The organism is Streptomyces sp. NPDC060205 (assembly GCF_042728395.1).
Taxonomy (GTDB): Bacteria; Actinomycetota; Actinomycetes; order Streptomycetales; family Streptomycetaceae; genus Streptomyces.
Genome location: NZ_JBHWZP010000056.1, coordinates 1 through 22883, shown reverse-complemented (window position 1 = coordinate 22883; position 22883 = coordinate 1). Strand labels below are relative to the sequence as shown.

The window sequence follows — 22883 nt, the reverse complement described above, 5'->3', positions numbered from 1 at the left end:
CTCAGCTGGCACTGCGTGCCATTCGGCGGGGTCGCCGATGGCGGCCGATACGGCTCAGACGGCCTGCGAGGCGACGTACGCGCCGCGCTTCTCGATGGCCATCTGGTAGAGGCGGCCGGCCCGGTACGAGGAGCGGACCAGGGGGCCCGACATGACCCCGGAGAAGCCGATCTGGTCGGCCTCCTCCTTCAGCTCCACGAACTCGTGCGGCTTCACCCAGCGCTCGACGGGGTGGTGGCGCACGGAGGGCCGCAGGTACTGCGTGATGGTGACCAGTTCGCAGCCCGCCTCGTGGAGCTGGCGCAGGGCCTCGCTGACCTCTTCGCGGGTCTCGCCCATGCCGAGGATCAGGTTCGACTTCGTGACCAGACCGTAGTCGCGGGCCTCCGTGATGACCTTCAGGGAGCGCTCGTACCGGAAGCCCGGGCGGATGCGCTTGAAGATGCGCGGGACCGTCTCCACGTTGTGCGCGAAGACCTCCGGGCGGGACGAGAAGACCTCGGCGAGCTGGGCCGGCTCGGCGTTGAAGTCCGGGGCCAGCAGCTCGACCTTGGTCCGGCCCTCGGCGCGGTCCGCGGTCTGCTGGTGGATCTGGCGGACCGTCTCCGCGTACAGCCAGGCGCCGCCGTCCGCCAGGTCGTCACGGGCCACGCCGGTGATGGTGGCGTAGTTGAGGTCCATCGTGACCACGGACTCGCCCACACGGCGGGGCTCGTCGCGGTCCAGCGCCTCGGGCTTGCCCGTGTCGATCTGGCAGAAGTCGCAACGCCTCGTGCACTGGTCGCCGCCGATGAGGAACGTGGCCTCGCGGTCCTCCCAGCACTCGTAGATGTTGGGACAGCCCGCCTCCTGGCAGACCGTGTGCAGGCCCTCGCTCTTCACGAGGTTCTGCATCTTCGTGTATTCGGGACCCATTTTCGCCCGGGTCTTGATCCACTCGGGCTTGCGCTCGATGGGGGTCTGAGCGTTCCGGACCTCCAGGCGCAGCATCTTGCGTCCGTCGGGTGCGACTGCGGACACATCGGCTCCCTGTAGCTTCGATTCTTCGGCGTACACCAGGGTACGCCCGTTCGGTGCGTGGCCTCCGAGGAGGGGAACCTTCGGGAACGGGGGTGCATTCCCTGAGTTCGGGGGGCGCTTCCCCCAGGCCCCGGGTCCTCAGGCGCCGGACGGGCTGATGTTCTTCGGCTGCCGGTCCGGTGGGGGCGGGCCCCACGGATTGCGCAGTTCCCCGCGCCCCTGGGTATCTCAGCCCGTCCGCTGCCTTCCAGCCCGTCCGGCGTTTGAGGACGAGGGGGGCGAGGGGGCACAGCCCCCATGTGTGGACGGGAACGGGTAGGGGCGGCGGGGGCGAGGAAACGCCTCTACACCCCCGCCCCCTCGACCGCCCGCGGCAAAAGCTCCGCGTTCCCCAGGACGTCCGCCAGGTGCCGCTCGGCCACGGGCAGCACATCCGAGATCGCGAGGTCCCGCCCGAGCTCGTGCGCCAGCGACGTAACCCCCGCATCCCGGATCCCACAAGGAATGATCTTGTCGAAGCTGGACACGTCGGGGTTCACGTTCAGCGCGAAGCCGTGCATGGTGACCCCCTTGGCCACCCGGATCCCCATCGCGCAGATCTTCCGGTCCTCCCGCCGCTGCCCGGCGTTGGAGGGCGCGTACTCGGGCCCGTTCAGCCGCGGATCGAACTCCTCGTCCGCCAGCCGGGGATCGAAGTCGAGCGAGAGCCCGCCGAGCGCCGGCCGCTGCTCCACCGGATCGCCCAGGACCCAGACACCGGCCCGCCCCTCCACCCGGCTGGTCTCGACGCCGAACTCCGCGCAGACCCGGATCATCGCGTCCTCAAGCCGCCGCAGGTGGGCGACGACGTCCACCGGACGCGGCAGCTTCTGGATCGGGTAGCCGACCAGCTGCCCCGGACCGTGCCAGGTGATCTTCCCGCCCCGGTCCACGTCGACGACGGGCGTGCCGTCGAGCGGCCGCTCGTTGTCCGCCGTACGCCGGCCCGCCGTGTAGACCGGCGGGTGCTCAAGGAGCAGACAGGTGTCGGGGATCTCGTCCTGGAACCGGGCCGTGTGGACACGGCGCTGCTCGTCCCAGGCTTCCTGGTACTCGACGGCGTCCGCACCGAAACCCATGCGGACGAACCGCAGCTCACTCACGGCAAGCGCCTCCCTTGCAAGAGTTCATGGGGCCGGTGGACGGTCCCGTAAGGCTCGTAAACGCCCCACGCCACTGTACGTCCGGTCGGCGCGCGTCAGCCCCGAGGGCAATCCTCACACGATCGGATGAATGAACGTCGAAATGTGCGATCGGTTGCTTACAGACCGCTACATTCGCGCCGTTCACGAGGCAAATAAGGGCTGCTCAAGGCATGGCGGCCGACCTCGCCCCGGGCCTGCCCGCGCAGGCCCCCAGCCCGGAAGGCAGGAGTTCGCACCGCAGATGACGGAACGACCCGCGCAGCGCACCCCCAACCGTCAGCTCGCCGCACTCATCGCAGAAGCGGGCTTCTCCAACGCGGGGCTCGCCCGTCGAGTGGACCAGCTCGGCCTCGAACACGGTCTCGATCTGAGATACGACAAGACATCAGTGACCCGCTGGCTGCGAGGGCAGCAGCCACGGGGCACCACACCGGCCCTGATCGCCGAGGTGTTCACCCGCCGCCTCGGCCGCCGGCTCAGCGCGCAGGACCTCGGACTCGACGCCTGCGCACCCGTCTACGCGGGTCTTGAGTTCGCCGCCACACCGGAGGAGGCCGTCGACATCGTCGGCGGGCTCTGGCGCAAGGACTCGGGAAGCCACGCCGAGCTGCGCAAGATCGCGTTCACTCCGGCGGGGCTCGTCGTGCCCAGCCGGGACTGGCTGATCGGCCGGGCCGACGACCGGGTGAGCCGCGGCGACCCCGGTGCCGCGCGCATCCCCGTACAGGGCGGCCGACCGGTTTCCGCCAAGCCCCTGGCCGTGCCGGAACAGGTCAGGCCGCCGTTCCGGCAGCGCGCGGGGACCGAGCGCGGGCCCGGACAGCGGGTGACCGCGGGAGACATCGCGGCCCTGCGCTCGGTCGGCGAGCTGTTCCGCTCGCTCGACAACGCGTACGGCGGAGGGCACGCCCGGCAGGCCCTCGTGCGCTACCTGGAACACGAACTGGAACCGATGCTGCGCGGCACGTACGGCGAGCAGACGGGGCGCCGGCTGTTCGCCGCGGCGTCCGATCTGACCCGGCTCGCGGGCTGGACCTCGTACGACATCGCCGCGCACGGCCTCGCACAGCGGTACTTCGTGCAGGCGCTGCGGCTGTCGCAGGCGGCGGCGGACCGGGCGTACGGGTCCTACGTGCTCGTCACCATGAGCCGGCAGGCCGTCTACCTCGGGCACGGACGCGAGGCCGTACAGCTGGCCCGGGTCGCACAGCAGGGCGTGGGGTCCTCCGCGCCGCCCGTCGTCCAGGCGCTGCTGTACGCGGTCGAGGCACGCGGACACGGAGTGCTCGGCGAGGTGCGGGCGGCCACGGCCTCGCTCGTACGGGCCGAGCGGGCGCTGGAGATCGCCCGGCCGGGGGACGAAGTCCCCTACTGGGCGCGGTTCTTCGACGAGGCGCAGCTCGCGGACGAGTTCGGGCACTGCCACCGGGATCTGCAGCAGTACCGGGCGGCGGCTCAGCATGCCGAGCGGTCGCTGCAGTTGCGCTCGCCCGGGTTCGCGCGCAGCCGGCTCTTCTGCCGGGTCGTGCTGGCTTCGGCGCGGCTCGGGCTGGGGGAGCTCGACCAGGCGTGCCAGCTGGGCGCGGAGGCTGCTGCGCAGGCGTCCGAGATGCGGTCGGTCCGGGCGCTGGAGTATGTACGGGACTTCGAGCGGCGGCTGGAGCCGTATCGTGACGCGGCGCCGGTGAGGGGGTATCGCGACAAGGTCGCGGCGCTCGGCTGAGCCCGGTCACTGGTCGCGGCTCGGCTGCGGCCCGGTGGGGGCCGTCCGCGCAGTTCCCCGCGCCCCTTCAGGTGCGGGGCACCGCGGGCCGTGACCCGCCTGCGGGCCGGTGGGGGCCGTTCGCGCAGTTCCTCGCGCCCCTTTGGGACGCCGGGGTGCGGCTCGCGCTTCGGCTGCGGACCGGTGGGGGCTGGTCGCGCCGTTCCCCGCGCCCCTGTCGGGGCGGGCGTTCGCGCCGTTCCCCGCGCCCCTGAAGGGGCCCCAGGACGGGGAGTGGAGGCCCCGCCCCGCGTCGGGACCTCCACTCCGGCTTGGCGGGGGTGTGTCTTTAGGGGCGCGAGGAACTGCGCGACAAGCCCCCACCGGCCCGCGGCCGACGTTCGACCGTCCCTGGAGGGGCTGCTTTCAGGGGCGCGGGGAACTGCGCGACAAGCCCCCACGGGCCTGGGGCCGACGTTCGACCGTCCCTGGAGGGGCTGCTTTCAGGGGCGCGGGGAACTGCGCGACAAGCCCCCACCGGTCCGCAGCCGAAGCGCGAGCCGCACCCCGGCGTCCCAAAGGGGCGCGAGGAACTGCGCGAACGGCCCCCACCGGCCCGCAGGCGGGTCACGGCCCGCGGTGCCCCGCACCTGAAGGGGCGCGGGGAACTGCGCGGACGGCCCCCACCGGGCCGCAGCCGAGCCGCGACCAGTGACCGGGCTCAGCCGAGCGCCGCGACCTTGTCGCGATACCCCCTCACCGGCGCCGCGTCACGATACGGCTCCAGCCGCCGCTCGAAGTCCCGTACATACTCCAGCGCCCGGACCGACCGCATCTCGGACGCCTGCGCAGCAGCCTCCGCGCCCAGCTGGCACGCCTGGTCGAGCTCCCCCAGCCCGAGCCGCGCCGAAGCCAGCACGACCCGGCAGAAGAGCCGGCTGCGCGCGAACCCGGGCGAGCGCAACTGCAGCGACCGCTCGGCATGCTGAGCCGCCGCCCGGTACTGCTGCAGATCCCGGTGGCAGTGCCCGAACTCGTCCGCGAGCTGCGCCTCGTCGAAGAACCGCGCCCAGTAGGGGACTTCGTCCCCCGGCCGGGCGATCTCCAGCGCCCGCTCGGCCCGTACGAGCGAGGCCGTGGCCGCCCGCACCTCGCCGAGCACTCCGTGTCCGCGTGCCTCGACCGCGTACAGCAGCGCCTGGACGACGGGCGGCGCGGAGGACCCCACGCCCTGCTGTGCGACCCGGGCCAGCTGTACGGCCTCGCGTCCGTGCCCGAGGTAGACGGCCTGCCGGCTCATGGTGACGAGCACGTAGGACCCGTACGCCCGGTCCGCCGCCGCCTGCGACAGCCGCAGCGCCTGCACGAAGTACCGCTGTGCGAGGCCGTGCGCGGCGATGTCGTACGAGGTCCAGCCCGCGAGCCGGGTCAGATCGGACGCCGCGGCGAACAGCCGGCGCCCCGTCTGCTCGCCGTACGTGCCGCGCAGCATCGGTTCCAGTTCGTGTTCCAGGTAGCGCACGAGGGCCTGCCGGGCGTGCCCTCCGCCGTACGCGTTGTCGAGCGAGCGGAACAGCTCGCCGACCGAGCGCAGGGCCGCGATGTCTCCCGCGGTCACCCGCTGTCCGGGCCCGCGCTCGGTCCCCGCGCGCTGCCGGAACGGCGGCCTGACCTGTTCCGGCACGGCCAGGGGCTTGGCGGAAACCGGTCGGCCGCCCTGTACGGGGATGCGCGCGGCACCGGGGTCGCCGCGGCTCACCCGGTCGTCGGCCCGGCCGATCAGCCAGTCCCGGCTGGGCACGACGAGCCCCGCCGGAGTGAACGCGATCTTGCGCAGCTCGGCGTGGCTTCCCGAGTCCTTGCGCCAGAGCCCGCCGACGATGTCGACGGCCTCCTCCGGTGTGGCGGCGAACTCAAGACCCGCGTAGACGGGTGCGCAGGCGTCGAGTCCGAGGTCCTGCGCGCTGAGCCGGCGGCCGAGGCGGCGGGTGAACACCTCGGCGATCAGGGCCGGTGTGGTGCCCCGTGGCTGCTGCCCTCGCAGCCAGCGGGTCACTGATGTCTTGTCGTATCTCAGATCGAGACCGTGTTCGAGGCCGAGCTGGTCCACTCGACGGGCGAGCCCCGCGTTGGAGAAGCCCGCTTCTGCGATGAGTGCGGCGAGCTGACGGTTGGGGGTGCGCTGCGCGGGTCGTTCCGTCATCTGCGGTGCGAACTCCTGCCTTCCGGGCTGGGGGCCTGCGCGGGCAGGCCCGGGGCGAGGTCGGCCGCCATGCCTTGAGCAGCCCTTATTTGCCTCGTGAACGGCGCGAATGTAGCGGTCTGTAAGCAACCGATCGCACATTTCGACGTTCATTCATCCGATCGTGTGAGGATTGCCCTCGGGGCTGACGCGCGCCGACCGGACGTACAGTGGCGTGGGGCGTTTACGAGCCTTACGGGACCGTCCACCGGCCCCATGAACTCTTGCAAGGGAGGCGCTTGCCGTGAGTGAGCTGCGGTTCGTCCGCATGGGTTTCGGTGCGGACGCCGTCGAGTACCAGGAAGCCTGGGACGAGCAGCGCCGTGTCCACACGGCCCGGTTCCAGGACGAGATCCCCGACACCTGTCTGCTCCTTGAGCACCCGCCGGTCTACACGGCGGGCCGGCGTACGGCGGACAACGAGCGGCCGCTCGACGGCACGCCCGTCGTCGACGTGGACCGGGGCGGGAAGATCACCTGGCACGGTCCGGGGCAGCTGGTCGGCTACCCGATCCAGAAGCTGCCGCGTCCGGTGGACGTCGTCGCCCACCTGCGGCGGCTTGAGGACGCGATGATCCGGGTCTGCGCGGAGTTCGGCGTCGAGACCAGCCGGGTGGAGGGGCGGGCCGGTGTCTGGGTCCTGGGCGATCCGGTGGAGCAGCGGCCGGCGCTCGGCGGGCTCTCGCTCGACTTCGATCCCCGGCTGGCGGACGAGGAGTTCGATCCGCGGCTGAACGGGCCCGAGTACGCGCCCTCCAACGCCGGGCAGCGGCGGGAGGACCGGAAGATCTGCGCGATGGGGATCCGGGTGGCCAAGGGGGTCACCATGCACGGCTTCGCGCTGAACGTGAACCCCGACGTGTCCAGCTTCGACAAGATCATTCCTTGTGGGATCCGGGATGCGGGGGTTACGTCGCTGGCGCACGAGCTCGGGCGGGACCTCGCGATCTCGGATGTGCTGCCCGTGGCCGAGCGGCACCTGGCGGACGTCCTGGGGAACGCGGAGCTTTTGCCGCGGGCGGTCGAGGGGGCGGGGGTGTAGAGGCGTTTCCTCGCCCCCGCCGCCCCTACCCGTTCCCGTCCACACATGGGGGCTGTGCCCCCTCGCCCCCCTCGTCCTCAAACGCCGGACGGGCTGGAAGGCAGCGGACGGGCTGAGATACCCAGGGGCGCGGGGAACTGCGCAATCCGTGGGGCCCGCCCCCACCGGACCGGCAGCCGAAGAACATCAGCCCGTCCGGCGCCTGAGGACCCGGGGCCTGGGGGAAGCGCCCCCCGAACTCAGGGAATGCACCCCCGTTCCCGAAGGTTCCCCTCCTCGGAGGCCACGCACCGAACGGGCGTACCCTGGTGTACGCCGAAGAATCGAAGCTACAGGGAGCCGATGTGTCCGCAGTCGCACCCGACGGACGCAAGATGCTGCGCCTGGAGGTCCGGAACGCTCAGACCCCCATCGAGCGCAAGCCCGAGTGGATCAAGACCCGGGCGAAAATGGGTCCCGAATACACGAAGATGCAGAACCTCGTGAAGAGCGAGGGCCTGCACACGGTCTGCCAGGAGGCGGGCTGTCCCAACATCTACGAGTGCTGGGAGGACCGCGAGGCCACGTTCCTCATCGGCGGCGACCAGTGCACGAGGCGTTGCGACTTCTGCCAGATCGACACGGGCAAGCCCGAGGCGCTGGACCGCGACGAGCCCCGCCGTGTGGGCGAGTCCGTGGTCACGATGGACCTCAACTACGCCACCATCACCGGCGTGGCCCGTGACGACCTGGCGGACGGCGGCGCCTGGCTGTACGCGGAGACGGTCCGCCAGATCCACCAGCAGACCGCGGACCGCGCCGAGGGCCGGACCAAGGTCGAGCTGCTGGCCCCGGACTTCAACGCCGAGCCGGCCCAGCTCGCCGAGGTCTTCTCGTCCCGCCCGGAGGTCTTCGCGCACAACGTGGAGACGGTCCCGCGCATCTTCAAGCGCATCCGCCCGGGCTTCCGGTACGAGCGCTCCCTGAAGGTCATCACGGAGGCCCGCGACTACGGTCTGGTCACGAAGTCGAACCTGATCCTCGGCATGGGCGAGACCCGCGAAGAGGTCAGCGAGGCCCTGCGCCAGCTCCACGAGGCGGGCTGCGAACTGGTCACCATCACGCAGTACCTGCGGCCCTCCGTGCGCCACCACCCCGTCGAGCGCTGGGTGAAGCCGCACGAGTTCGTGGAGCTGAAGGAGGAGGCCGACCAGATCGGCTTCTCCGGGGTCATGTCGGGCCCCCTGGTCCGCTCCTCGTACCGGGCCGGCCGCCTCTACCAGATGGCCATCGAGAAGCGCGGCGCGTACGTCGCCTCGCAGGCCGTCTGAGCCGTATCGGCCGCCATCGGCGACCCCGCCGAATGGCACGCAGTGCCAGCTGAGCGTGTGAATCTGCGCACAAGTGGCTACTCACGAGTAATGGCCTGTACGACGCGGTCCCGAGCGTCCCCGCAGATGGGGGCCATATCGGGGCCGCGTCAAGGTTTCGGGCCTGCATATCAAGGCTTCACCGGCGTTTGACCGGTCGGTCACGCCCTGGTAACACCATTCAGTGACCCTGGTTTTACACCCCGTAGAGCCTTAGCCAGAGCCGCCGTCCCGAGGGGGGACCCCCATCATGCAGGCCGCGCCCGTACGCGCCACCGCGATCCCGTCGTTCACCGATGCACTCCGTGCCGTCGAGTCCCTGCTGCTGAGCAGCGGCCAGCGCACCGCCCGGCGCAACGCCTGGACGTCCGTCCTGGAGGACCGCCGTCGCGCCAAGGACCGCGTCGAGGCACAGCGTGTCGTGGAGCAGTCCTTCGTCACCCACCTCTGAGCCGTCCCCCGGCCCGTGCGCGAGGGCGCGCACGCGCACGCGGGTCGTTTCGGACCCCGTGACGCAGGCCGACCGGGCACCGCCGTCGTCGCCGCTTCCCCCGACACGTAGACTTCACGGCATGGCGAGGAAGGAACCCGCAGCGGACGCTGCGAACCCCGGGCGACTCAAGCAGATCGCTCTGACTTACAAGATGACCCGCAAGGCCGACAAAAAGATCGGTCTTGTACTCGCGGCTGTCGGAATCGTCACCCTTGGTGTCTTCCTCGCGATCGGCTTCTGGATCGGTCACCCGATCTATCTCGGCATTCTCGGCCTCCTGCTCGCCTTCCTCGCGTCGGCGATCGTCTTCGGGCGCCGGGCCGAGCGGGCGGCCTTCGGCCAGATGGAGGGCCAGCCGGGCGCGGCGGCGGCGGTGCTCGACAACGTCGGGCGCGGCTGGACGACGACCCCGGCGGTGGCGATGAACCGCAGCCAGGACGTGGTCCACCGGGCCGTCGGCAAGGCCGGCATCGTGCTGGTGGCCGAGGGCAACCCGAACCGGGTGAAGAGCCTGCTGGCCGCCGAGAAGAAGAAGATGGCCCGCATCGTCGCGGACGTGCCGGTGCACGACATCCTCGTCGGCACGGGCGAGGGCCAGGTCGAGCTGAAGAAGCTCCGCACGACGATGGTGAAGCTGCCGCGTGTCCTGACCGGCCCGCAGGTCACCGCGACCAACGACCGGCTGCGCGCCCTCGGCGACCTGATGAGCAACATGCCGCTCCCCAAGGGTCCGATGCCCAAGGGAATGCGGATGCCGCGCGGCGGGAAGATGCGTTAGCGCGACACCTGAGCTCCACTGGGATGGGGCGTCCTGGAATCACCGACGGTTCCGGGGCGCCCCTTCCTCATGCACGGGCCCGGCCTCCGTACGGAAGCCGGGCCCGTCGCACGAAAGGAGTGGCGGATCAGATCCTGACCTCGACCGTGCGGGCCAGGCGGTCGTGCAGTCCGCGTCCGTCGCGGTCCCAGATCAGGGCCGGCAGCGCGAGGCACAGCAAGGCCGTGCGCAGGAGAGCGCGCAGCGGGTTGACCGTGCCGGTCTCCAGGGCGAGGACCCGCAGGCCGAACAGCCGCTTGCCGGGTGTGAAGCCGAGGGTGCCCACGGTCAGCACGCTCACGACGAAGAAGACGAGCAGCGCCCAGTTGCCCGTCGCCTGGCCGTAGCCGTCGGTGATCAGGCCGTATGCGATCAAGGTGCACAGGCCCCAGTCGACGGCGAGGGCGCCCAGGCGCCTGCCGGGGCGTGCGATGGAGCCGGGTCCCGACTCGGGCAGGCCCAGCTGCTCTCCGCGGTATCCGAAGTCGGCACCGGCGTCCTCCGCGGCCGCGCGGGGTCCGGACAGCCACGATCCGATTGCTTGCCTGTTGTCCACCCGTCCACGGTACTGCGACCGTTTTGCCATGCGGACAGGCGGGGTACACCGGACCTCGTCCGGTTAACTTGGGCGAAACAAATGGGTCACGCTGGAGAAATCACCCGTCCTTAAGGTCGGGCTCAGCGTGTGCCACCGCACTGGCCGCACGAACGAACTACCACCCCGGTCCGAAGTGAGCGGGAGTAGGAGGAGCTGGATGTTCCAGAACGCCGACGAGGCCAAGAAGTTCATCAAGGACGAGGACGTCAAGTTCGTCGACGTCCGCTTCTGCGACCTGCCGGGTGTGATGCAGCACTTCACGATTCCGGCAGAGGCCTTCGACCCGACCGAGGAACTGGCCTTCGACGGCTCCTCCATCCGCGGCTTCCAGGCCATCCACGAGTCCGACATGGCGCTCCGCGCCGACCTGTCCACCGCGCGCGTCGACTCCTTCCGCCGCGACAAGACGGTCAACATCAACTTCTTCATCCACGACCCGATCACGGGCGAGCAGTACTCCCGTGACCCGCGCAACGTGGCGAAGAAGGCCGAGGCGTACCTCGCGTCGACGGGTATCGCCGACACCGCGTTCTTCGGCCCCGAGGCCGAGTTCTACGTGTTCGACAGCGTCCGCTTCGACACCAAGGCGAACGAGGCGTTCTACCACATCGACTCCGAGGCCGGCGCCTGGAACACCGGTGCGATCGAGGACAACCGCGGTTACAAGGTCCGCTACAAGGGCGGCTACTTCCCGACCCCGCCGGTCGACCACTTCGCCGACCTGCGTGCGGAGATCTCCCTGGAGCTGGCCAAGTCCGGCCTCCAGGTCGAGCGCCAGCACCACGAGGTGGGCACGGCCGGCCAGGCCGAGATCAACTACAAGTTCAACACGCTGCTCGCCGCGGCCGACGACCTCCAGCTCTTCAAGTACATCGTGAAGAACGTGTCCTGGCGCAACGGCAAGACCGCGACCTTCATGCCGAAGCCGATCTTCGGTGACAACGGCTCGGGCATGCACATCCACTCGTCGCTTTGGGCGAACGGCGACCCGCTGTTCTACGACGAGGCCGGTTACGCGGGCCTGTCGGACACCGCCCGCTTCTACATCGGCGGCATCCTCAAGCACGCCCCGTCGCTGCTGGCCTTCACCAACCCGACGGTGAACTCGTACCACCGCCTGGTCCCCGGCTTCGAGGCCCCGGTCAACCTGGTGTACTCGCAGCGCAACCGCTCCGCGGCCATGCGTATCCCGATCACCGGCTCGAACCCGAAGGCCAAGCGCGTCGAGTTCCGCGCGCCCGACTCCTCCGGCAACCCGTACCTCGCCTTCTCGGCGCTGCTGCTCGCGGGCCTCGACGGCATCAAGAACAAGATCGAGCCGGCCGAGCCGATCGACAAGGACCTCTACGAGCTGGCGCCCGAGGAGCACGCGGGCGTCGCGCAGGTCCCGACCTCGCTCCCGGCCGTCCTCGACCGCCTTGAGGCCGACCACGAGTTCCTGCTGGCGGGCGACGTCTTCACGTCGGACCTCATCGAGACGTGGATCGACTACAAGCGCACGAACGAGATCGCCCCGCTGCAGCTGCGCCCGCACCCGCACGAGTTCGAGCTGTACTACGACGTGTGATATCGCCCCAGGTCAGAGCGGGTAACCGCTCCCCTGGGCCGCTTCTGGGCCGTCAGCCGGTGCCGCTCGGCGCCGTCGGGTCGCAGAGCCTCGCGGTCTGCCGCACGGTGTGACCGGAGCCCCGCCATCGCCCCTCGGGCAGTGGTGGGGTTTCGTCATTTCTTGACGTTCCAGGGGCGTTCGCGGCGGTAGCGGCGTTCCCACTTGGCCATCCGGTCGCGGCGCTGGCGGTAGGCGTGGTAGTCGCTGTCCATCCGCGTCGTGGAGCTCGAACCGCCGCCGCCACCACCGCCCGACGACGATCCGGAGGCTCCCTGGCCCACCCGGAAGAAGCGGACGTAGAGGTAGATCAGGGCGGCTGCGGCGAGCCACCAGGCGGGACTGTTGAATCCCAGGACTACCAGAACGAGGATCGCCAGAACGATCAAGGTACCCATGGCGGGTCTCCTTGTGCGTGAGTGGTGGTGACCTTGAGCTGTCCGACGCGGTGCCGGGCTGTGCGCCGGGCCGTCGGTGACGTCGAGAGTAGTCCTCAGGATGCCGGTCGATCCCTGTCCGACGGAAACGAATAACGGCAGGGTCCGCTTACGAGCAGTCACAAAATGGCCCGGGGTCAAGCGAAATCGTCACAGAGGGGAGCAATGAGGGTGCTCCGGAGTGAGTAAATCTGCGTCCGGGGCCACCGCCCCTCCCCCGCCCCGTCCCCTCCCTCGCCCCGTCCCCGCCACCGTCCCGGCTCCCGGCCGGGGGCGGATCTGGAGGGCATCGGAGAGAATCCGAGGACGGGGCCGGGCAGGACGGGACAGGACAGAGCCGGGCCGGACAGGGGGAACGGGATGAGCGGGCAGCGGCGGCACATCGGGGTGGCGGAGCGGCGCGCTCGGCTGGCCGTCGGGCAGCGGCTGGCCGGGACGGCCCGGGCCGGCACTCCCGAGGAGGTCGCGGCCTCTCTGGTGGCCCTGCACGGGACGGACCCCGTCAGCGTCTACCTCGCCGTGGGGGCGCGGCTCTCGGACGCGGCGCGGGTCGTGCCGGAGATGGAGCGGGCCCTGTACGAGGACCGGACGCTGATCCGGATGCACGGCATGCGGCACACCGTGTTCGTGTTCCCCACCGGGCTCGTCCCGGTCGTGCACGCGTCCACCGGGCTCGCCGTGGCCGCCCGGGCGAGGGCCTCCCTGGTCAAGGACATGGCCCGGGTCGGCGCGCCCGATGCGAAGTGGCTCGCGGAGGTGGAGACGTCCACGCTGGCCGCGCTGGCCCGGCGAGGCGAGGCGACGGCCGCCGAACTGGCGCGCGAGGAGCCGCGGTTGAGGGAGCAGTTCGCGTACGCGCCGGGCACGGGCTACGAGGGAGTGCACACCGTTTCGTCGCGGCTGCTGCGTGTCCTGGGGGTCGAGGGCAGGGTCGTACGGGGGCGGCCTCTCGGGTCGTGGACGTCGACGCAGTTCCGGTGGGCCGCGGCTCCCCCGTGCGCCGAACTGCCCGTCGCCGAGGCCCAGGCGGAGCTGATCCGGCGCTGGCTCGCAGCGTGCGGGCCGGCTACGGAGGCCGACCTGAAGTGGTGGACCGGGTGGAAGGTCGGCGACGTACGGCGGGCGCTGGGCGCGGTGGGGGCGGTGACCGTCTCGGTGGACGAGGGCGTGGCGTACGTGCTCGCCGACGCCGTGGAGCCGGCCGGGGCCGTCGAACCGTGGGCCGCGCTGCTGCCCGGCCTGGACCCGACGGCCATGGGATGGCGGGAGCGGGACTGGTACTGCCCGCCCGGGCTGCGGCCCGCGCTCTTCGACCGCAGCGGGAACATCGGGCCGACCGTGTGGTGGGACGGGCGGATCGTGGGCGGCTGGGCCCAGCGCCCCGACGGCGAGATCGCCTGGCGGCTGCTGGACGACGGGGGCGCGGGCACCGAGGGCGTCGGCGCCGAGGCCCTGGACGCGATCGGGGCCGAGGCCGAGCGGCTGCGGTCGTGGATGGGGCCCACCCGGGTCACCCCTCGCTTCCGGACCCCGCTGGAGCGGGAGTTGGCGTCCGGCTGAGGCCGGGACACCACGCCGACGCGCCGCCCGGGACGCGGGCGGCGCTACGGACATGGATGGCGCTACGGGCGTGAGCGGCGCTACGGACGCGGGCTCAGCGCGCGTACCTCATCAGGGCCCGGACCATGTGGCAGGTCGTGTCCGACGGGGGGTGTACGCCTATGAGTGCGGCCGTGCTGCGGATCGTGTCGTTGTGGGCTTGCCTGGGTACGTAGACGCCGGAGTCGAGAAGGGCGATGGCCAGCCGCATCGCCTTGAGGCGGCGGTTGTGCGTGATGTACCACTCGCGCGGGCGCCCCGGTGGCAGCGCGCGCTTCTCGACGGGCTGGTAGGGCAGGTCCAGCTGGACCGCCCTCCTGGCGGTGGACTGGGTGGGCAGCGGACTCAGTGCGGCAGCGGGCACAGGCATCCTCCTGTCGCGGTCAGGGCACCGGCCGGCGTCTCCGGCGGCACCCTCGAACACTGCTTCTATTCTACTGCCGCCCACTGACAATCGCCCCTGGCCAGAGGTGTTTTGGGGGTGCCGTGACCAGTGAGTGCCACGGTGTTCTCGCGCACCTGGCGGCATGGAGATCTGGATCGATCCGGCCGGCGGACGAGGCGGTGCGGGACGCCCCGAGCCGACGACAGCGACCCTGCCAACACCCATGTGATCCACGTTACTTGAGCAACTCCGGTCAACCACTGAGCAAGTTCGTTCGGTATCTCGTACATAACGGCGAACGGCCGCCGCCAGGGGCGGCCGGGGACAGGAGCCGTTGATGTCGCGCAGAAGAACGCTCGGGACGAAGAAGAAGATCGCCCTGCTGGTGAGCGCCGCCGCGGTGGCCGGTGGCGGGGCCTTCGCCCTGGCCACCACGTCGAACGCGACACCGGCCACGAACTCCGCCAAGTCCACCGCGCAGTCCTCCGTGGTCTGCAGCGGACTGGCCACCGCCCTCGGCAACAACGAGAAGTTCATCGAGGGACAGCGCACCGCCCCGGACGCCCAGTCCGAGGCGCGGATCGCCAACCGTGAAGCGGTCATCGCCCAGATCAAGGTGCAGCAGGAGGCCTCCGGCTGCACGGTCGGCGAGTCCGACGCCACCGTGGGCGAAGGAGCCGGTACCGGGGACGGCACGGGTGCGGGCACCGAGGCGCCGCCCGCCGCGTCCGCTCCCGCCGAGCAGCCGTCGCAGGCCCCGTCCGCCCCGGCCGCCGGTGGCGGCGCCGCGGCCGGCGAGCAGGTCTGCAACGGGTCCACGGTCACCCTCTCCGGAGAGGCGGGCGCGCCCGCCGCGTCCAGCAACCAGTTCCCCGCCGGTACGAAGCTCAAGGTCACGAACCTGGACAACAACAAGTCCACGACCGTGGAGGTCACCTCGGTCTCCGGCAGCTGCGTGCTCCTGAACAACGAGGCGTTCGAGCAGGTCCGCGAGCCCGGGAAGTTCCTGATCCGCAAGGCCGTCATCGAGAAGGTGGGCTGAGGGTCCCCCGTCGGACCGCTTCGTCCCGCCCGTGTGTTTCGTGTCGGGCTGTTTCGTGTCGGGTGGCGGCCCGGGCCGCCACCTGTCCGAAACCCATCGCATACGAGTAAGGGACGCTCTCCATGGGTGACCCCCACCACATGGGCACCAGGTAACACGGGGTTCACATCCGGGCAATGATCGGGAAACTGCCTGTTGACAGGCTTCGGGCATCCTCCGCGGCGCCCCAGTGCCGCAGCGCCGCAGCTACCGCACTGCGCTTAGAGACCCACCCCGAAGGATGTGGCCCGTGACCTTCAAGGCTGAGTACATCTGGATCGACGGCACCGAGCCGACGGCCAAGCTCCGTTCGAAGACGAAGATACTGGGCGACGACGCGAAGGGTGCGGAGCTGCCGATCTGGGGCTTCGACGGCTCGTCCACGAACCAGGCCGAGGGTCACGCCTCCGACCGTGTGCTCAAGCCCGTCGCGTCCTTCCCGGACCCGATCCGCGGCGGTGACGACATCCTCGTCATGTGCGAGGTCCTCAACATCGACATGACGCCGCACGAGTCCAACACGCGTGCCGCGCTCAGCGAGGTCGCCGAGAAGTTCGCCGCGCAGGAGTCGATCTTCGGCATCGAGCAGGAGTACACCTTCTTCGACGGCGAACGCCCGCTCGGCTTCCCCGTGGGCGGCTTCCCGGCCCCGCAGGGCGGCTACTACTGCGGTGTCGGCGCGGACGAGATCTTCGGCCGCAAGATCGTCGAGGCGCACCTGGACAACTGCCTCAAGGCCGGTCTGGCCATCTCCGGCATCAACGCCGAGGTCATGCCCGGGCAGTGGGAGTTCCAGGTCGGGCCGGTCTCGCCGCTGGAGGTCTCCGACCACCTGTGGGTGGCCCGCTGGCTGCTGTACCGCACCGCCGAGGACTTCAACGTCTCCGCGACGCTGGACCCGAAGCCGGTGAAGGGTGACTGGAACGGCGCCGGTGCGCACACCAACTTCTCCACGAAGGCGATGCGCGAGGGGTACGACGCGATCATCACCGCGTGCGAGTCGCTGGGCGAGGGCTCGAAGCCGCTCGACCACGTCAAGAACTACGGCGCGGGGATCGACGACCGGCTGACCGGGCTGCACGAGACGGCTCCGTGGAACGAGTACTCGTACGGGGTGTCCAACCGTGGGGCCTCGGTGCGTATCCCCTGGCAGGTCGAGAAGGACGGCAAGGGGTACATCGAGGACCGGCGTCCGAACGCGAATGTCGACCCGTATGTGGTGACTCGGCTGATCGTCGACACGTGCTGCTCCGCGCTGGAGAAGGCCGGGCAGGTCTGAACCGGCTGTTCTGCTTGAACTTGTAAGGGGCGCTCACCTGCGTGGTGGGCGCCCCTTCGCGTCCGCTCGGGGAGGGGAGGGGGACGGGGGTTGTCGGCACGTGCGGGCCGGTGGGGGCTGGTCGCGCAGTTCCCCGCGCCCCTCACGGGGCGCCCCAGTGCGGACTCCGGGCCGTGCCGGGTGTCCGGACAGTGAGAGGAGGCTGATGTTGCGGGGCTGTGTCTGCTTCAATGGGGGCATGGCCAGCTTCCAGGAGTGCATCGCTACGGGTCGGCACGACCTTGAGCCCTTCTGGCCTTCCCGTCAGCACCACGACTTCGACCGGGTGTGTTGTCGCGCGACGAACGCGCGGGCCCTCTAAAGCCGTACACCGGTCTTCGGCCAGCGCGCACGACGTACGTCCTCGACGACCTCTCGCGCGAAAAGAGCTGACCTCTCATGGCGAACACCCGTTCCTTCTCCTCCGTGGCCACCGCCACCTCCCCGGCCCCGTCCACCGGCTCCGCACGTCATCGGCTGCGGGCCGTCGACCGGGACGAGGTGGTGGACGTCACCGACTTCCTGCCGCCGGGCGCCACCTGGCTGCCCGCTCCCCCGCACACCCTGCCCACGCTGCCGGGCCACCCGCCGATGATCGGGTACCTGGTCCTCGTCCCCGCCGACCAGCCCTCCCTCCTGCCGGTCCCCGTGCCGGAGGCGGAGGCTGAGGCGGAAACGGAGACGGAGGCCGGTCACGACCTGCCCGTGCGGGTCGACACCGTCCAGCGCACCGCCGAGGTCGACGGGCGCCCGCTCGACCTCACGTACCTGGAGTTCGAGCTGCTCGCGCACCTGGTGGCGCATCCGCACCGGGTGCACACCCGCGACCAGCTGGTCACCACGGTGTGGGGCTACGGACACGTGGGCGACGGCCGGACCGTCGACGTCCACATCGCCCGGCTGCGCCGCAAGCTCGGTGTGGAGCACCGCGACACCATCAGGACCGTGCGGCGCGTCGGCTACAAGTACGCGCCGGTCACAGGCGGTTGATGCATCCGGCGGCGGGACGGTCCGCCTCCGGGCGGATCGCCTGTGGGCAGAATTCCGTTCCGCCGCACGGCTGAGCGGGGCAGAGTCCCCTCCATGAGACTTCTGATGCTGGGCGGTACGGAGTTCGTGGGGCGGGCCGTCGTGGAGGCGGCGCTGAAGCGCGGCTGGGACGTGACGGTCTTCCACCGCGGCCGGCACGAACCGCCCGCGGGCGTACGTTCCCTGCACGGCGACCGCACCGCGCCCGACGGACTCGCGGCCCTCGCCGAGGACGGCGAGGGCCACGGCGGCGGCTCGTGGGATCTCGTGGTCGACACCTGGTCGGGCGCTCCCCGTGTGGTGCGGGACTCCGCGCAGCTGTTGAAGGGCCGCGTCCGGCGGTACGTCTACGTGTCGACTTGCTCCGTGTACGCGTGGCCGCAGCCGCCCGGTTACGACGAGAGCGCCCCGCTGATCGAGGGCGCCTCCCCCGACGCCGGGCGGACCGACTACGCGCGGGACAAGCGCGGGGGCGAGCTGGCCGTGCTCGACGCCTTCGGCGAGGAGCGGGCGCTGCTGGTACGGGCCGGTCTGATCCTCGGCCCGTACGAGAACATCGGCCGGCTGCCGTGGTGGCTCACCCGCGCGGCGCGCGGCGGCCCCGTGCTCGCGCCCGGCCCCCGTGACCTGCCGCTCCAGTACATCGATGTGCGCGACCTCGCCGAGTGGATGCTGGGGGCCGTGGAGGGCGGGGCCGGCGGGGCGTACAACCTCGTCAGTCCTTCGGGGCACGCGACCATGCGGACGCTGCTCGACACGTGTGCGCGGGTCACCGGCGGCCGGGCCGAACTGCGGTGGACCGAGCCCGAGGTGATCCTGGCGGCCGGTGTCGAGCCCTGGACGCAACTGCCGGTGTGGGTGCCGCCGGACTCCGAGCTGCACGCCATGCTGCACCGCCTCGACGTGTCGAAGGCGGTACGGGACGGGCTCCGCTGCCGTCCCGTCTCCGAGACGGTCGCCGACACCTGGAGCTGGCTCCAGGACATCGGCGGGGTCCCGCCGCAGCGCCCCGACCGTCCCGCGGTCGGGCTCGATCCCGCCGTGGAGGAGAAGCTCCTGCGCGGCTGAGGTCCCCCGGAGGCGGCGGGGGGTGGTGCTGGCACCACCCCCCTTCCGGTGGTTCGGCCCCCTGACCACCGTCGCGGGGTGGGCGAGACTGAGGGCATGGACACCAACGGGGACAGCGGGGACAACAGCGCGGTCGGCCGGTTGCGTACCGCCGCGATCGCCGGAGTGCGGGCTCTGCTGCTGGCCGTCGTGGCTCTCGCCGGGTCGATCGTCCTCTTCGTGCTCTTTGTCGTGTCGATCGTGCTCGTGCCACTGGGCATCGGCATCGTCACGACACCCTGGGTACTGGCCGCCGTACGCGGCTTCGCGGACTGGCGGCGGCTGCTGGCGGTCCGGTGGAGCGGGGTGCGGATCCCGCCCGCGTACCGGCCGCTCCCGAAGGACGCCGGTCCATGGGGGCGGTGTTTCGGTCTGCTCGGCGATCCGGCCGTCCGGCGGGACCTCCTGTGGCTCCCGGTGGACATGACGGCGGGGCTGGTCACCGCGCTGCTGCCCGCCCTGCTGATCCTCTACCCCTTCGAGGGGTTCGCGCTGGCCGCCGGGCTGTGGCGGGTCTTCACCGACGGCACGTACGTCGGCTGGTGGTACGGGTTCGTGCCGGTCGGCGGGCAGCTCAGCGCCCTCGCCGCGGGAGCCCTGGGCGCCGCCCTGCTCGTCGTCGGCGTGTACACCACTCCCTTCCTGCTGCGCGTCCACTTCCTGCTGACCCGGTCCGTCCTGGCGTCCGGGCAGGGCGAACTCGCCCAGCGGGTCCGCGTACTGACCGAGACGCGGCGGGACGCCGTCGACACCTCCGCGGCCGAACTGCGGCGCATCGAGCGGGACCTGCACGACGGGGCGCAGGCCAGGCTGGTCGCGATGGGCATGGACCTCGGCACGATCGAGGCCCTGATCGACAAGGACCCGGCGAAGGCCAGGCAGCTGGTCGCGCAGGCCCGCCGGTCCTCCGCGGAGGCCCTCACCGAACTCCGGGACCTCGTACGGGGCATCCATCCCCCCGTGCTCGCCGAGCGCGGACTCGGGGACGCCGTACGGGCGTTGGCACTGCGGCTGCCCATCGCCACGGAGGTCGACGTGGACCTGCCCGGCCGGCTCGGGGAACCGGTCGAGGCGGCGGCGTACTTCGCCGTCAGCGAGGTCCTCACCAACGCGGTCAAGCACTCGGGCGCCGGGCGGATCTGGGTCGACCTGCACCACACCCCGGAGCACGGCGGCATGCTGCGGATCGCCGTCACCGACGACGGCGGGGGCGGCGCCGCGATCGGCTCGGGGTCGGGACTCTCCGGAGTCGAGCGGCGACTCGGTACATTCGACGGCGTCCTGGCCGTCAGCAGTCCCGCGGGCGGTCCCACCATGGTGACCATGGAGATCCCTTGCGAGTCGTCCTAGCCGAAGACCTGTTCCTGCTGCGCGACGGTCTGGTCCGGATGCTGGAGGCGTTCGACTTCGAGATCGCCGCCGCCGTCGAGAGCGGACCCGAACTGACGCGGGCGCTGGCCGAGTTGGAGCCGGACATCGCCGTGGTCGACGTACGCCTGCCGCCCTCGCACACCGACGAGGGCCTGCAGTGCGCGCTGGCGGCGCGCCGGGCCAGACCAGGGCTGCCGGTCCTCGTCCTGTCCCAGCATGTCGAGCAGCTGTACGCGCGTGAGCTGCTCGCCGACGGGACCGGCGGGGTCGGCTATCTGCTGAAGGACCGGGTGTTCGACGCCGAGCAGTTCATCGACGCGGTACGGCGGGTGGCGGCGGGCGGCACGGCGATGGATCCGCAGGTCATCCAGCAGTTGCTGGCGCGGCGGCAGGGCGACGGCCGGCCGCTGGGGCGGCTGACACCTCGCGAGCTGGAGGTTTTGGAACTGATGGCGCAGGGCAGGTCGAATGCGGCGATCGCGGGCCAACTCGTGGTCACGGAGCGGGCGATCGCGAAGCACACGTCGAACATCTTCCAGAAGCTCGGGCTGGACGTCTCGGACGACGACAACCGTCGCGTCCTGGCCGTTCTCGCCTATTTGGACCAGGGCCGCTGAAAGGGTTCATAGGCAAGGGGGACAGGGATCGGCCCGAACCGTTCCCGAGTTCCGGATCCGCTGAATGATATTCAATAATTCCCGCTCAACTGCCGTTGTTTCAGGGGCTTCTGGACCCCTTGCGGCAGGATTGCGCCACGGAACTCCCATCAATTCCTGAGGCTTCTGAACGCCCCAGGAACCTCCTCCGTATTGAACGGAGCCGCTTCACCTCCTGCCGGGCGCCTCGATGCCCCCGCAAGGAAGCCAGAGGGAGTTCCATGGGACGCACGAACCGAAAACGCCGCTCCACGCTCGCCAACCGGGCGATAGCCGCATCGGCGGCTCTCGCGCTGGGTGGCGGCGGTCTGCTTGCGGCCAACATCTACGCTTCCGCGGGCGAGAGCAAGAACTCGACGCGGAACGCGCAGACGACCGCCGCCTCGGTGGCCACGATCAAATGCCCGGACGTCGGCCAGAAGCTGACCTCCGTGCCCAAGGGCGCCCGCGCCGGTGTCGACAAGGAGCTGGCCAAGCTCGACCAGCAGGTCACGGAGGCCTATAAGCGTCTTGCGGACACGCGCCAGGCCCAGGCGGGGGACCCCGGCTACGTCAACAACGCCATCCTCGGTCCGCTGAAGTCCAAGCGTGTCGCCACGCTCGACAGGATCAGCATCAACATCAAGCGCGCGGGCGGCAAGGGACCCAGGGGATGGGGCAAGTTCGCGGGCTGCCAGGGCGTACCCGCCGGCAACCCCACGGGTGGGGGCCAGGGCAACAACGGCGGCCAGGGCGGTAACAACGGCGGTCAGGGCAACAACGGTGGCCAGGGCAACAATGGCGGCCAGGGCGACAACGGCGGTCAGGCCGGCAACGGCGGCGGCCAGGGTGGCGACGGCGGTAACGGCGGTCAGGCCGACAACGGGCCCGTGGCAGCCGACTTCCAGGACATCACCCAGGTACAGCCGAACGGCGGCCCCAAGGGTGTGGGCGCCAACGGGCTCCCCGCGAACGGGGACACCGGCTCCACCGGCACCTTCACCACGAGCTGCGGCACCAACGAGAACGAGCTCCGCAACTCGGACAACGTGATCGTCGCCCCGGGTGTCAGCAACGGCGCCCAGCACCAGCACGACTACGTCGGCAACCAGTCCAACGACGCCTTCGCGAGCGACGAGGACCTGGCGAACGCCGAGACCACCTGCCAGAACCAGGCCGACAAGTCCTCGTACTTCTGGCCGGTGCTGCGGGTGCAGGACGGCAAGGACGACGTCGACGCGAACGCCGCCGGTGGCGGTCAGGACGGCAACGTCGGCACGATCCAGCAGGTCAGCGAGGCCCAGCTGAAGTTCGTGGGCAACAAGAAGGGTGATGTCGTCGCGATGCCGAAGGCGCTGCGCATCATCACCGGTGACGCCAAGGCCTTCGTCAACGGCCTCAACAACGCCAACACGAACTGGAGCTGCACCGGCTTCGAGGACCGCCAGCTGACGGACAAGTTCCCGATCTGCCCCGAGGGCAGTTCCGTGGTGCGCTCGTCCAACTTCCAGAGCTGCTGGGACGGCCAGAACATCGACAGCGCCAACCACCGCACGCACGTGGCCTTCGTCCAGGCGGACGGCACCTGCGCCAACGGTTTCCAGGCCATCCCCCAGCTGCAGGTCCGGCTCGTCTACGACGTGGCGGCCCCGCAGATCCAGGGTGACCAGATCACCAACGCGTTCGCGGTGGACTCCTTCCCGGACCAGTTGCACAAGCCGATCACGGACCACAACGACTTCATCAACTTCTTCGACGAGAACGAGATGAACGAGGTCGTGGACTGCATCAACAGCGGCCAGAACTGCACGTAGTCCTTACGTGGCAGCCGGGCGTTGAGCACGAAGAAGCCGGCGGTGGGAATTCCC

At 70.6% G+C, this 22883-nt stretch carries 20 protein-coding genes; 14 read left to right on the top strand and 6 right to left on the bottom strand.

The features are described 5' to 3' along the window. Positions 1 to 54 precede the first annotated feature (54 nt). Together lipA (ACFWGJ_RS13045) and lipB (ACFWGJ_RS13040) are read right to left on the bottom strand one after the other, a co-directional pair. Complete coding sequence (gene lipA / locus ACFWGJ_RS13045; RefSeq protein WP_387323205.1) at positions 55 to 1020, bottom strand: lipoyl synthase; 966 nt, start codon at positions 1018 to 1020, stop codon at positions 55 to 57. Between the two features lie 344 nt (positions 1021 to 1364). After that, on the bottom strand, positions 1365 to 2162 hold the full coding sequence (lipB, locus tag ACFWGJ_RS13040; protein WP_387323207.1) for a lipoyl(octanoyl) transferase LipB: 798 nt from the start codon (positions 2160 to 2162) through the stop codon (positions 1365 to 1367). Between the two features lie 283 nt (positions 2163 to 2445). Here lipB (ACFWGJ_RS13040) and ACFWGJ_RS13035 point away from each other — a divergent pair, with 283 nt between their 5' ends. Next, positions 2446 to 3927 carry a regulator gene (locus ACFWGJ_RS13035; RefSeq protein ID WP_387323208.1) on the top strand — a complete coding sequence of 494 codons (1482 nt, stop codon included), beginning with the start codon at positions 2446 to 2448 and terminating at the stop codon, positions 3925 to 3927. 700 nt (positions 3928 to 4627) lie between these two features. On the opposite strand, the gene ACFWGJ_RS13030 is transcribed toward ACFWGJ_RS13035, so the two are convergent. Beyond that, a complete protein-coding gene (locus ACFWGJ_RS13030; protein ID WP_387323208.1) occupies positions 4628 to 6109 on the bottom strand; it encodes a regulator in 1482 nt (493 codons plus the stop codon). A gap of 283 nt (positions 6110 to 6392) precedes the next feature. Between ACFWGJ_RS13030 and lipB (ACFWGJ_RS13025) the strand changes: the two genes are divergently transcribed. The 4 genes from lipB (ACFWGJ_RS13025) (at position 6393) to ACFWGJ_RS13010 (ending at position 9810) form a co-directional block, all read left to right on the top strand. Beyond that, the gene (gene lipB, locus ACFWGJ_RS13025) at positions 6393 to 7190 is read left to right on the top strand and encodes a lipoyl(octanoyl) transferase LipB (protein WP_387323207.1); all 798 of its coding nucleotides are present in this window, start codon (positions 6393 to 6395) and stop codon (positions 7188 to 7190) included. A 344-nt stretch (positions 7191 to 7534) separates the two neighbouring features. Further along, positions 7535 to 8500, top strand: coding sequence for a lipoyl synthase (gene lipA / locus ACFWGJ_RS13020; protein WP_387323205.1), 966 nt, complete (start codon positions 7535 to 7537; stop codon positions 8498 to 8500). Between the two features lie 289 nt (positions 8501 to 8789). Continuing rightward, positions 8790 to 8990: a hypothetical protein gene (locus ACFWGJ_RS13015; protein ID WP_107018288.1), complete on the top strand. Its 201-nt coding sequence runs from the start codon at positions 8790 to 8792 to the stop codon at positions 8988 to 8990. A gap of 121 nt (positions 8991 to 9111) precedes the next feature. After that, on the top strand, positions 9112 to 9810 hold the full coding sequence (locus ACFWGJ_RS13010) for a DUF4191 domain-containing protein (protein WP_189776609.1): 699 nt from the start codon (positions 9112 to 9114) through the stop codon (positions 9808 to 9810). A gap of 127 nt (positions 9811 to 9937) precedes the next feature. On the opposite strand, the gene ACFWGJ_RS13005 is transcribed toward ACFWGJ_RS13010, so the two are convergent. Next, positions 9938 to 10405, bottom strand: a complete 468-nt coding sequence (locus ACFWGJ_RS13005; RefSeq protein WP_387323202.1) for an RDD family protein — start codon at positions 10403 to 10405, stop codon at positions 9938 to 9940. Positions 10406 to 10604: 199 nt separating this feature from the next. On the opposite strand from ACFWGJ_RS13005, the gene glnA reads away from it, so the two are divergent. Next, on the top strand, positions 10605 to 12014 hold the full coding sequence (gene glnA / locus ACFWGJ_RS13000) for a type I glutamate--ammonia ligase (RefSeq protein WP_107018291.1): 1410 nt from the start codon (positions 10605 to 10607) through the stop codon (positions 12012 to 12014). A 155-nt stretch (positions 12015 to 12169) separates the two neighbouring features. On the opposite strand, the gene ACFWGJ_RS12995 is transcribed toward glnA, so the two are convergent. Further along, the gene (locus ACFWGJ_RS12995) at positions 12170 to 12451 is read right to left on the bottom strand and encodes a hypothetical protein (RefSeq protein WP_387323200.1); all 282 of its coding nucleotides are present in this window, start codon (positions 12449 to 12451) and stop codon (positions 12170 to 12172) included. A gap of 399 nt (positions 12452 to 12850) precedes the next feature. Here ACFWGJ_RS12995 and ACFWGJ_RS12990 point away from each other — a divergent pair, with 399 nt between their 5' ends. Further along, positions 12851 to 14050 (top strand): winged helix DNA-binding domain-containing protein, encoded by a 1200-nt coding sequence (locus tag ACFWGJ_RS12990; protein ID WP_387323198.1) that lies wholly within the window; start codon positions 12851 to 12853, stop codon positions 14048 to 14050. A 94-nt stretch (positions 14051 to 14144) separates the two neighbouring features. On the opposite strand, the gene ACFWGJ_RS12985 is transcribed toward ACFWGJ_RS12990, so the two are convergent. Then, positions 14145 to 14453, bottom strand: coding sequence for a hypothetical protein (locus ACFWGJ_RS12985; RefSeq protein WP_387323196.1), 309 nt, complete (start codon positions 14451 to 14453; stop codon positions 14145 to 14147). 358 nt (positions 14454 to 14811) lie between these two features. Between ACFWGJ_RS12985 and ACFWGJ_RS12980 the strand changes: the two genes are divergently transcribed. The 7 genes from ACFWGJ_RS12980 to ACFWGJ_RS12950 all read left to right on the top strand — a co-directional run bounded on the left by ACFWGJ_RS12980 (position 14812) and on the right by ACFWGJ_RS12950 (position 22829). After that, complete coding sequence (locus ACFWGJ_RS12980) at positions 14812 to 15516, top strand: hypothetical protein (RefSeq protein WP_387323194.1); 705 nt, start codon at positions 14812 to 14814, stop codon at positions 15514 to 15516. 289 nt (positions 15517 to 15805) lie between these two features. Beyond that, positions 15806 to 16834, top strand: coding sequence for a glutamine synthetase (gene glnII, locus ACFWGJ_RS12975; RefSeq protein WP_387323192.1), 1029 nt, complete (start codon positions 15806 to 15808; stop codon positions 16832 to 16834). Positions 16835 to 17272: 438 nt separating this feature from the next. After that, on the top strand, positions 17273 to 17863 hold the full coding sequence (locus ACFWGJ_RS12970; protein ID WP_387323190.1) for a winged helix-turn-helix domain-containing protein: 591 nt from the start codon (positions 17273 to 17275) through the stop codon (positions 17861 to 17863). A gap of 93 nt (positions 17864 to 17956) precedes the next feature. Beyond that, the gene (locus ACFWGJ_RS12965; RefSeq protein ID WP_387323188.1) at positions 17957 to 18970 is read left to right on the top strand and encodes an NAD-dependent epimerase/dehydratase family protein; all 1014 of its coding nucleotides are present in this window, start codon (positions 17957 to 17959) and stop codon (positions 18968 to 18970) included. 96 nt (positions 18971 to 19066) lie between these two features. Next, positions 19067 to 20359 carry a sensor histidine kinase gene (locus ACFWGJ_RS12960; protein ID WP_387323186.1) on the top strand — a complete coding sequence of 431 codons (1293 nt, stop codon included), beginning with the start codon at positions 19067 to 19069 and terminating at the stop codon, positions 20357 to 20359. Next, complete coding sequence (locus ACFWGJ_RS12955) at positions 20344 to 20997, top strand: LuxR C-terminal-related transcriptional regulator (RefSeq protein ID WP_387323184.1); 654 nt, start codon at positions 20344 to 20346, stop codon at positions 20995 to 20997. Before ACFWGJ_RS12960 ends, ACFWGJ_RS12955 begins: the two co-directional genes overlap by 16 nt. Positions 20998 to 21257: 260 nt before the next feature. Further along, positions 21258 to 22829, top strand: a complete 1572-nt coding sequence (locus tag ACFWGJ_RS12950; RefSeq protein WP_387323182.1) for a DUF1996 domain-containing protein — start codon at positions 21258 to 21260, stop codon at positions 22827 to 22829. Positions 22830 to 22883 lie beyond the last annotated feature (54 nt).

What these genes read in the sequence shown, in the direction of transcription:
- ACFWGJ_RS12950 (WP_387323182.1), top strand. Translation starts at nt 21,258, where the DNA reads ATGGGACGCACGAACCGAAAACGCCGCTCCACGCTCGCCAACCGGGCG.
- ACFWGJ_RS13010 (WP_189776609.1), top strand. Translation starts at nt 9,112, where the DNA reads ATGGCGAGGAAGGAACCCGCAGCGGACGCTGCGAACCCCGGGCGACTC.
- ACFWGJ_RS12990 (WP_387323198.1), top strand. Translation starts at nt 12,851, where the DNA reads ATGAGCGGGCAGCGGCGGCACATCGGGGTGGCGGAGCGGCGCGCTCGG.
- ACFWGJ_RS12960 (WP_387323186.1), top strand. Translation starts at nt 19,067, where the DNA reads ATGGACACCAACGGGGACAGCGGGGACAACAGCGCGGTCGGCCGGTTG.
- glnA (WP_107018291.1), top strand. Translation starts at nt 10,605, where the DNA reads ATGTTCCAGAACGCCGACGAGGCCAAGAAGTTCATCAAGGACGAGGAC.
- ACFWGJ_RS13015 (WP_107018288.1), top strand. Translation starts at nt 8,790, where the DNA reads ATGCAGGCCGCGCCCGTACGCGCCACCGCGATCCCGTCGTTCACCGAT.
- ACFWGJ_RS12970 (WP_387323190.1), top strand. Translation starts at nt 17,273, where the DNA reads ATGGCGAACACCCGTTCCTTCTCCTCCGTGGCCACCGCCACCTCCCCG.
- ACFWGJ_RS13035 (WP_387323208.1), top strand. Translation starts at nt 2,446, where the DNA reads ATGACGGAACGACCCGCGCAGCGCACCCCCAACCGTCAGCTCGCCGCA.
- ACFWGJ_RS12995 (WP_387323200.1), bottom strand. Translation starts at nt 12,451, where the DNA reads ATGGGTACCTTGATCGTTCTGGCGATCCTCGTTCTGGTAGTCCTGGGA.
- ACFWGJ_RS12980 (WP_387323194.1), top strand. Translation starts at nt 14,812, where the DNA reads ATGTCGCGCAGAAGAACGCTCGGGACGAAGAAGAAGATCGCCCTGCTG.
- ACFWGJ_RS12965 (WP_387323188.1), top strand. Translation starts at nt 17,957, where the DNA reads ATGAGACTTCTGATGCTGGGCGGTACGGAGTTCGTGGGGCGGGCCGTC.
- ACFWGJ_RS13030 (WP_387323208.1), bottom strand. Translation starts at nt 6,109, where the DNA reads ATGACGGAACGACCCGCGCAGCGCACCCCCAACCGTCAGCTCGCCGCA.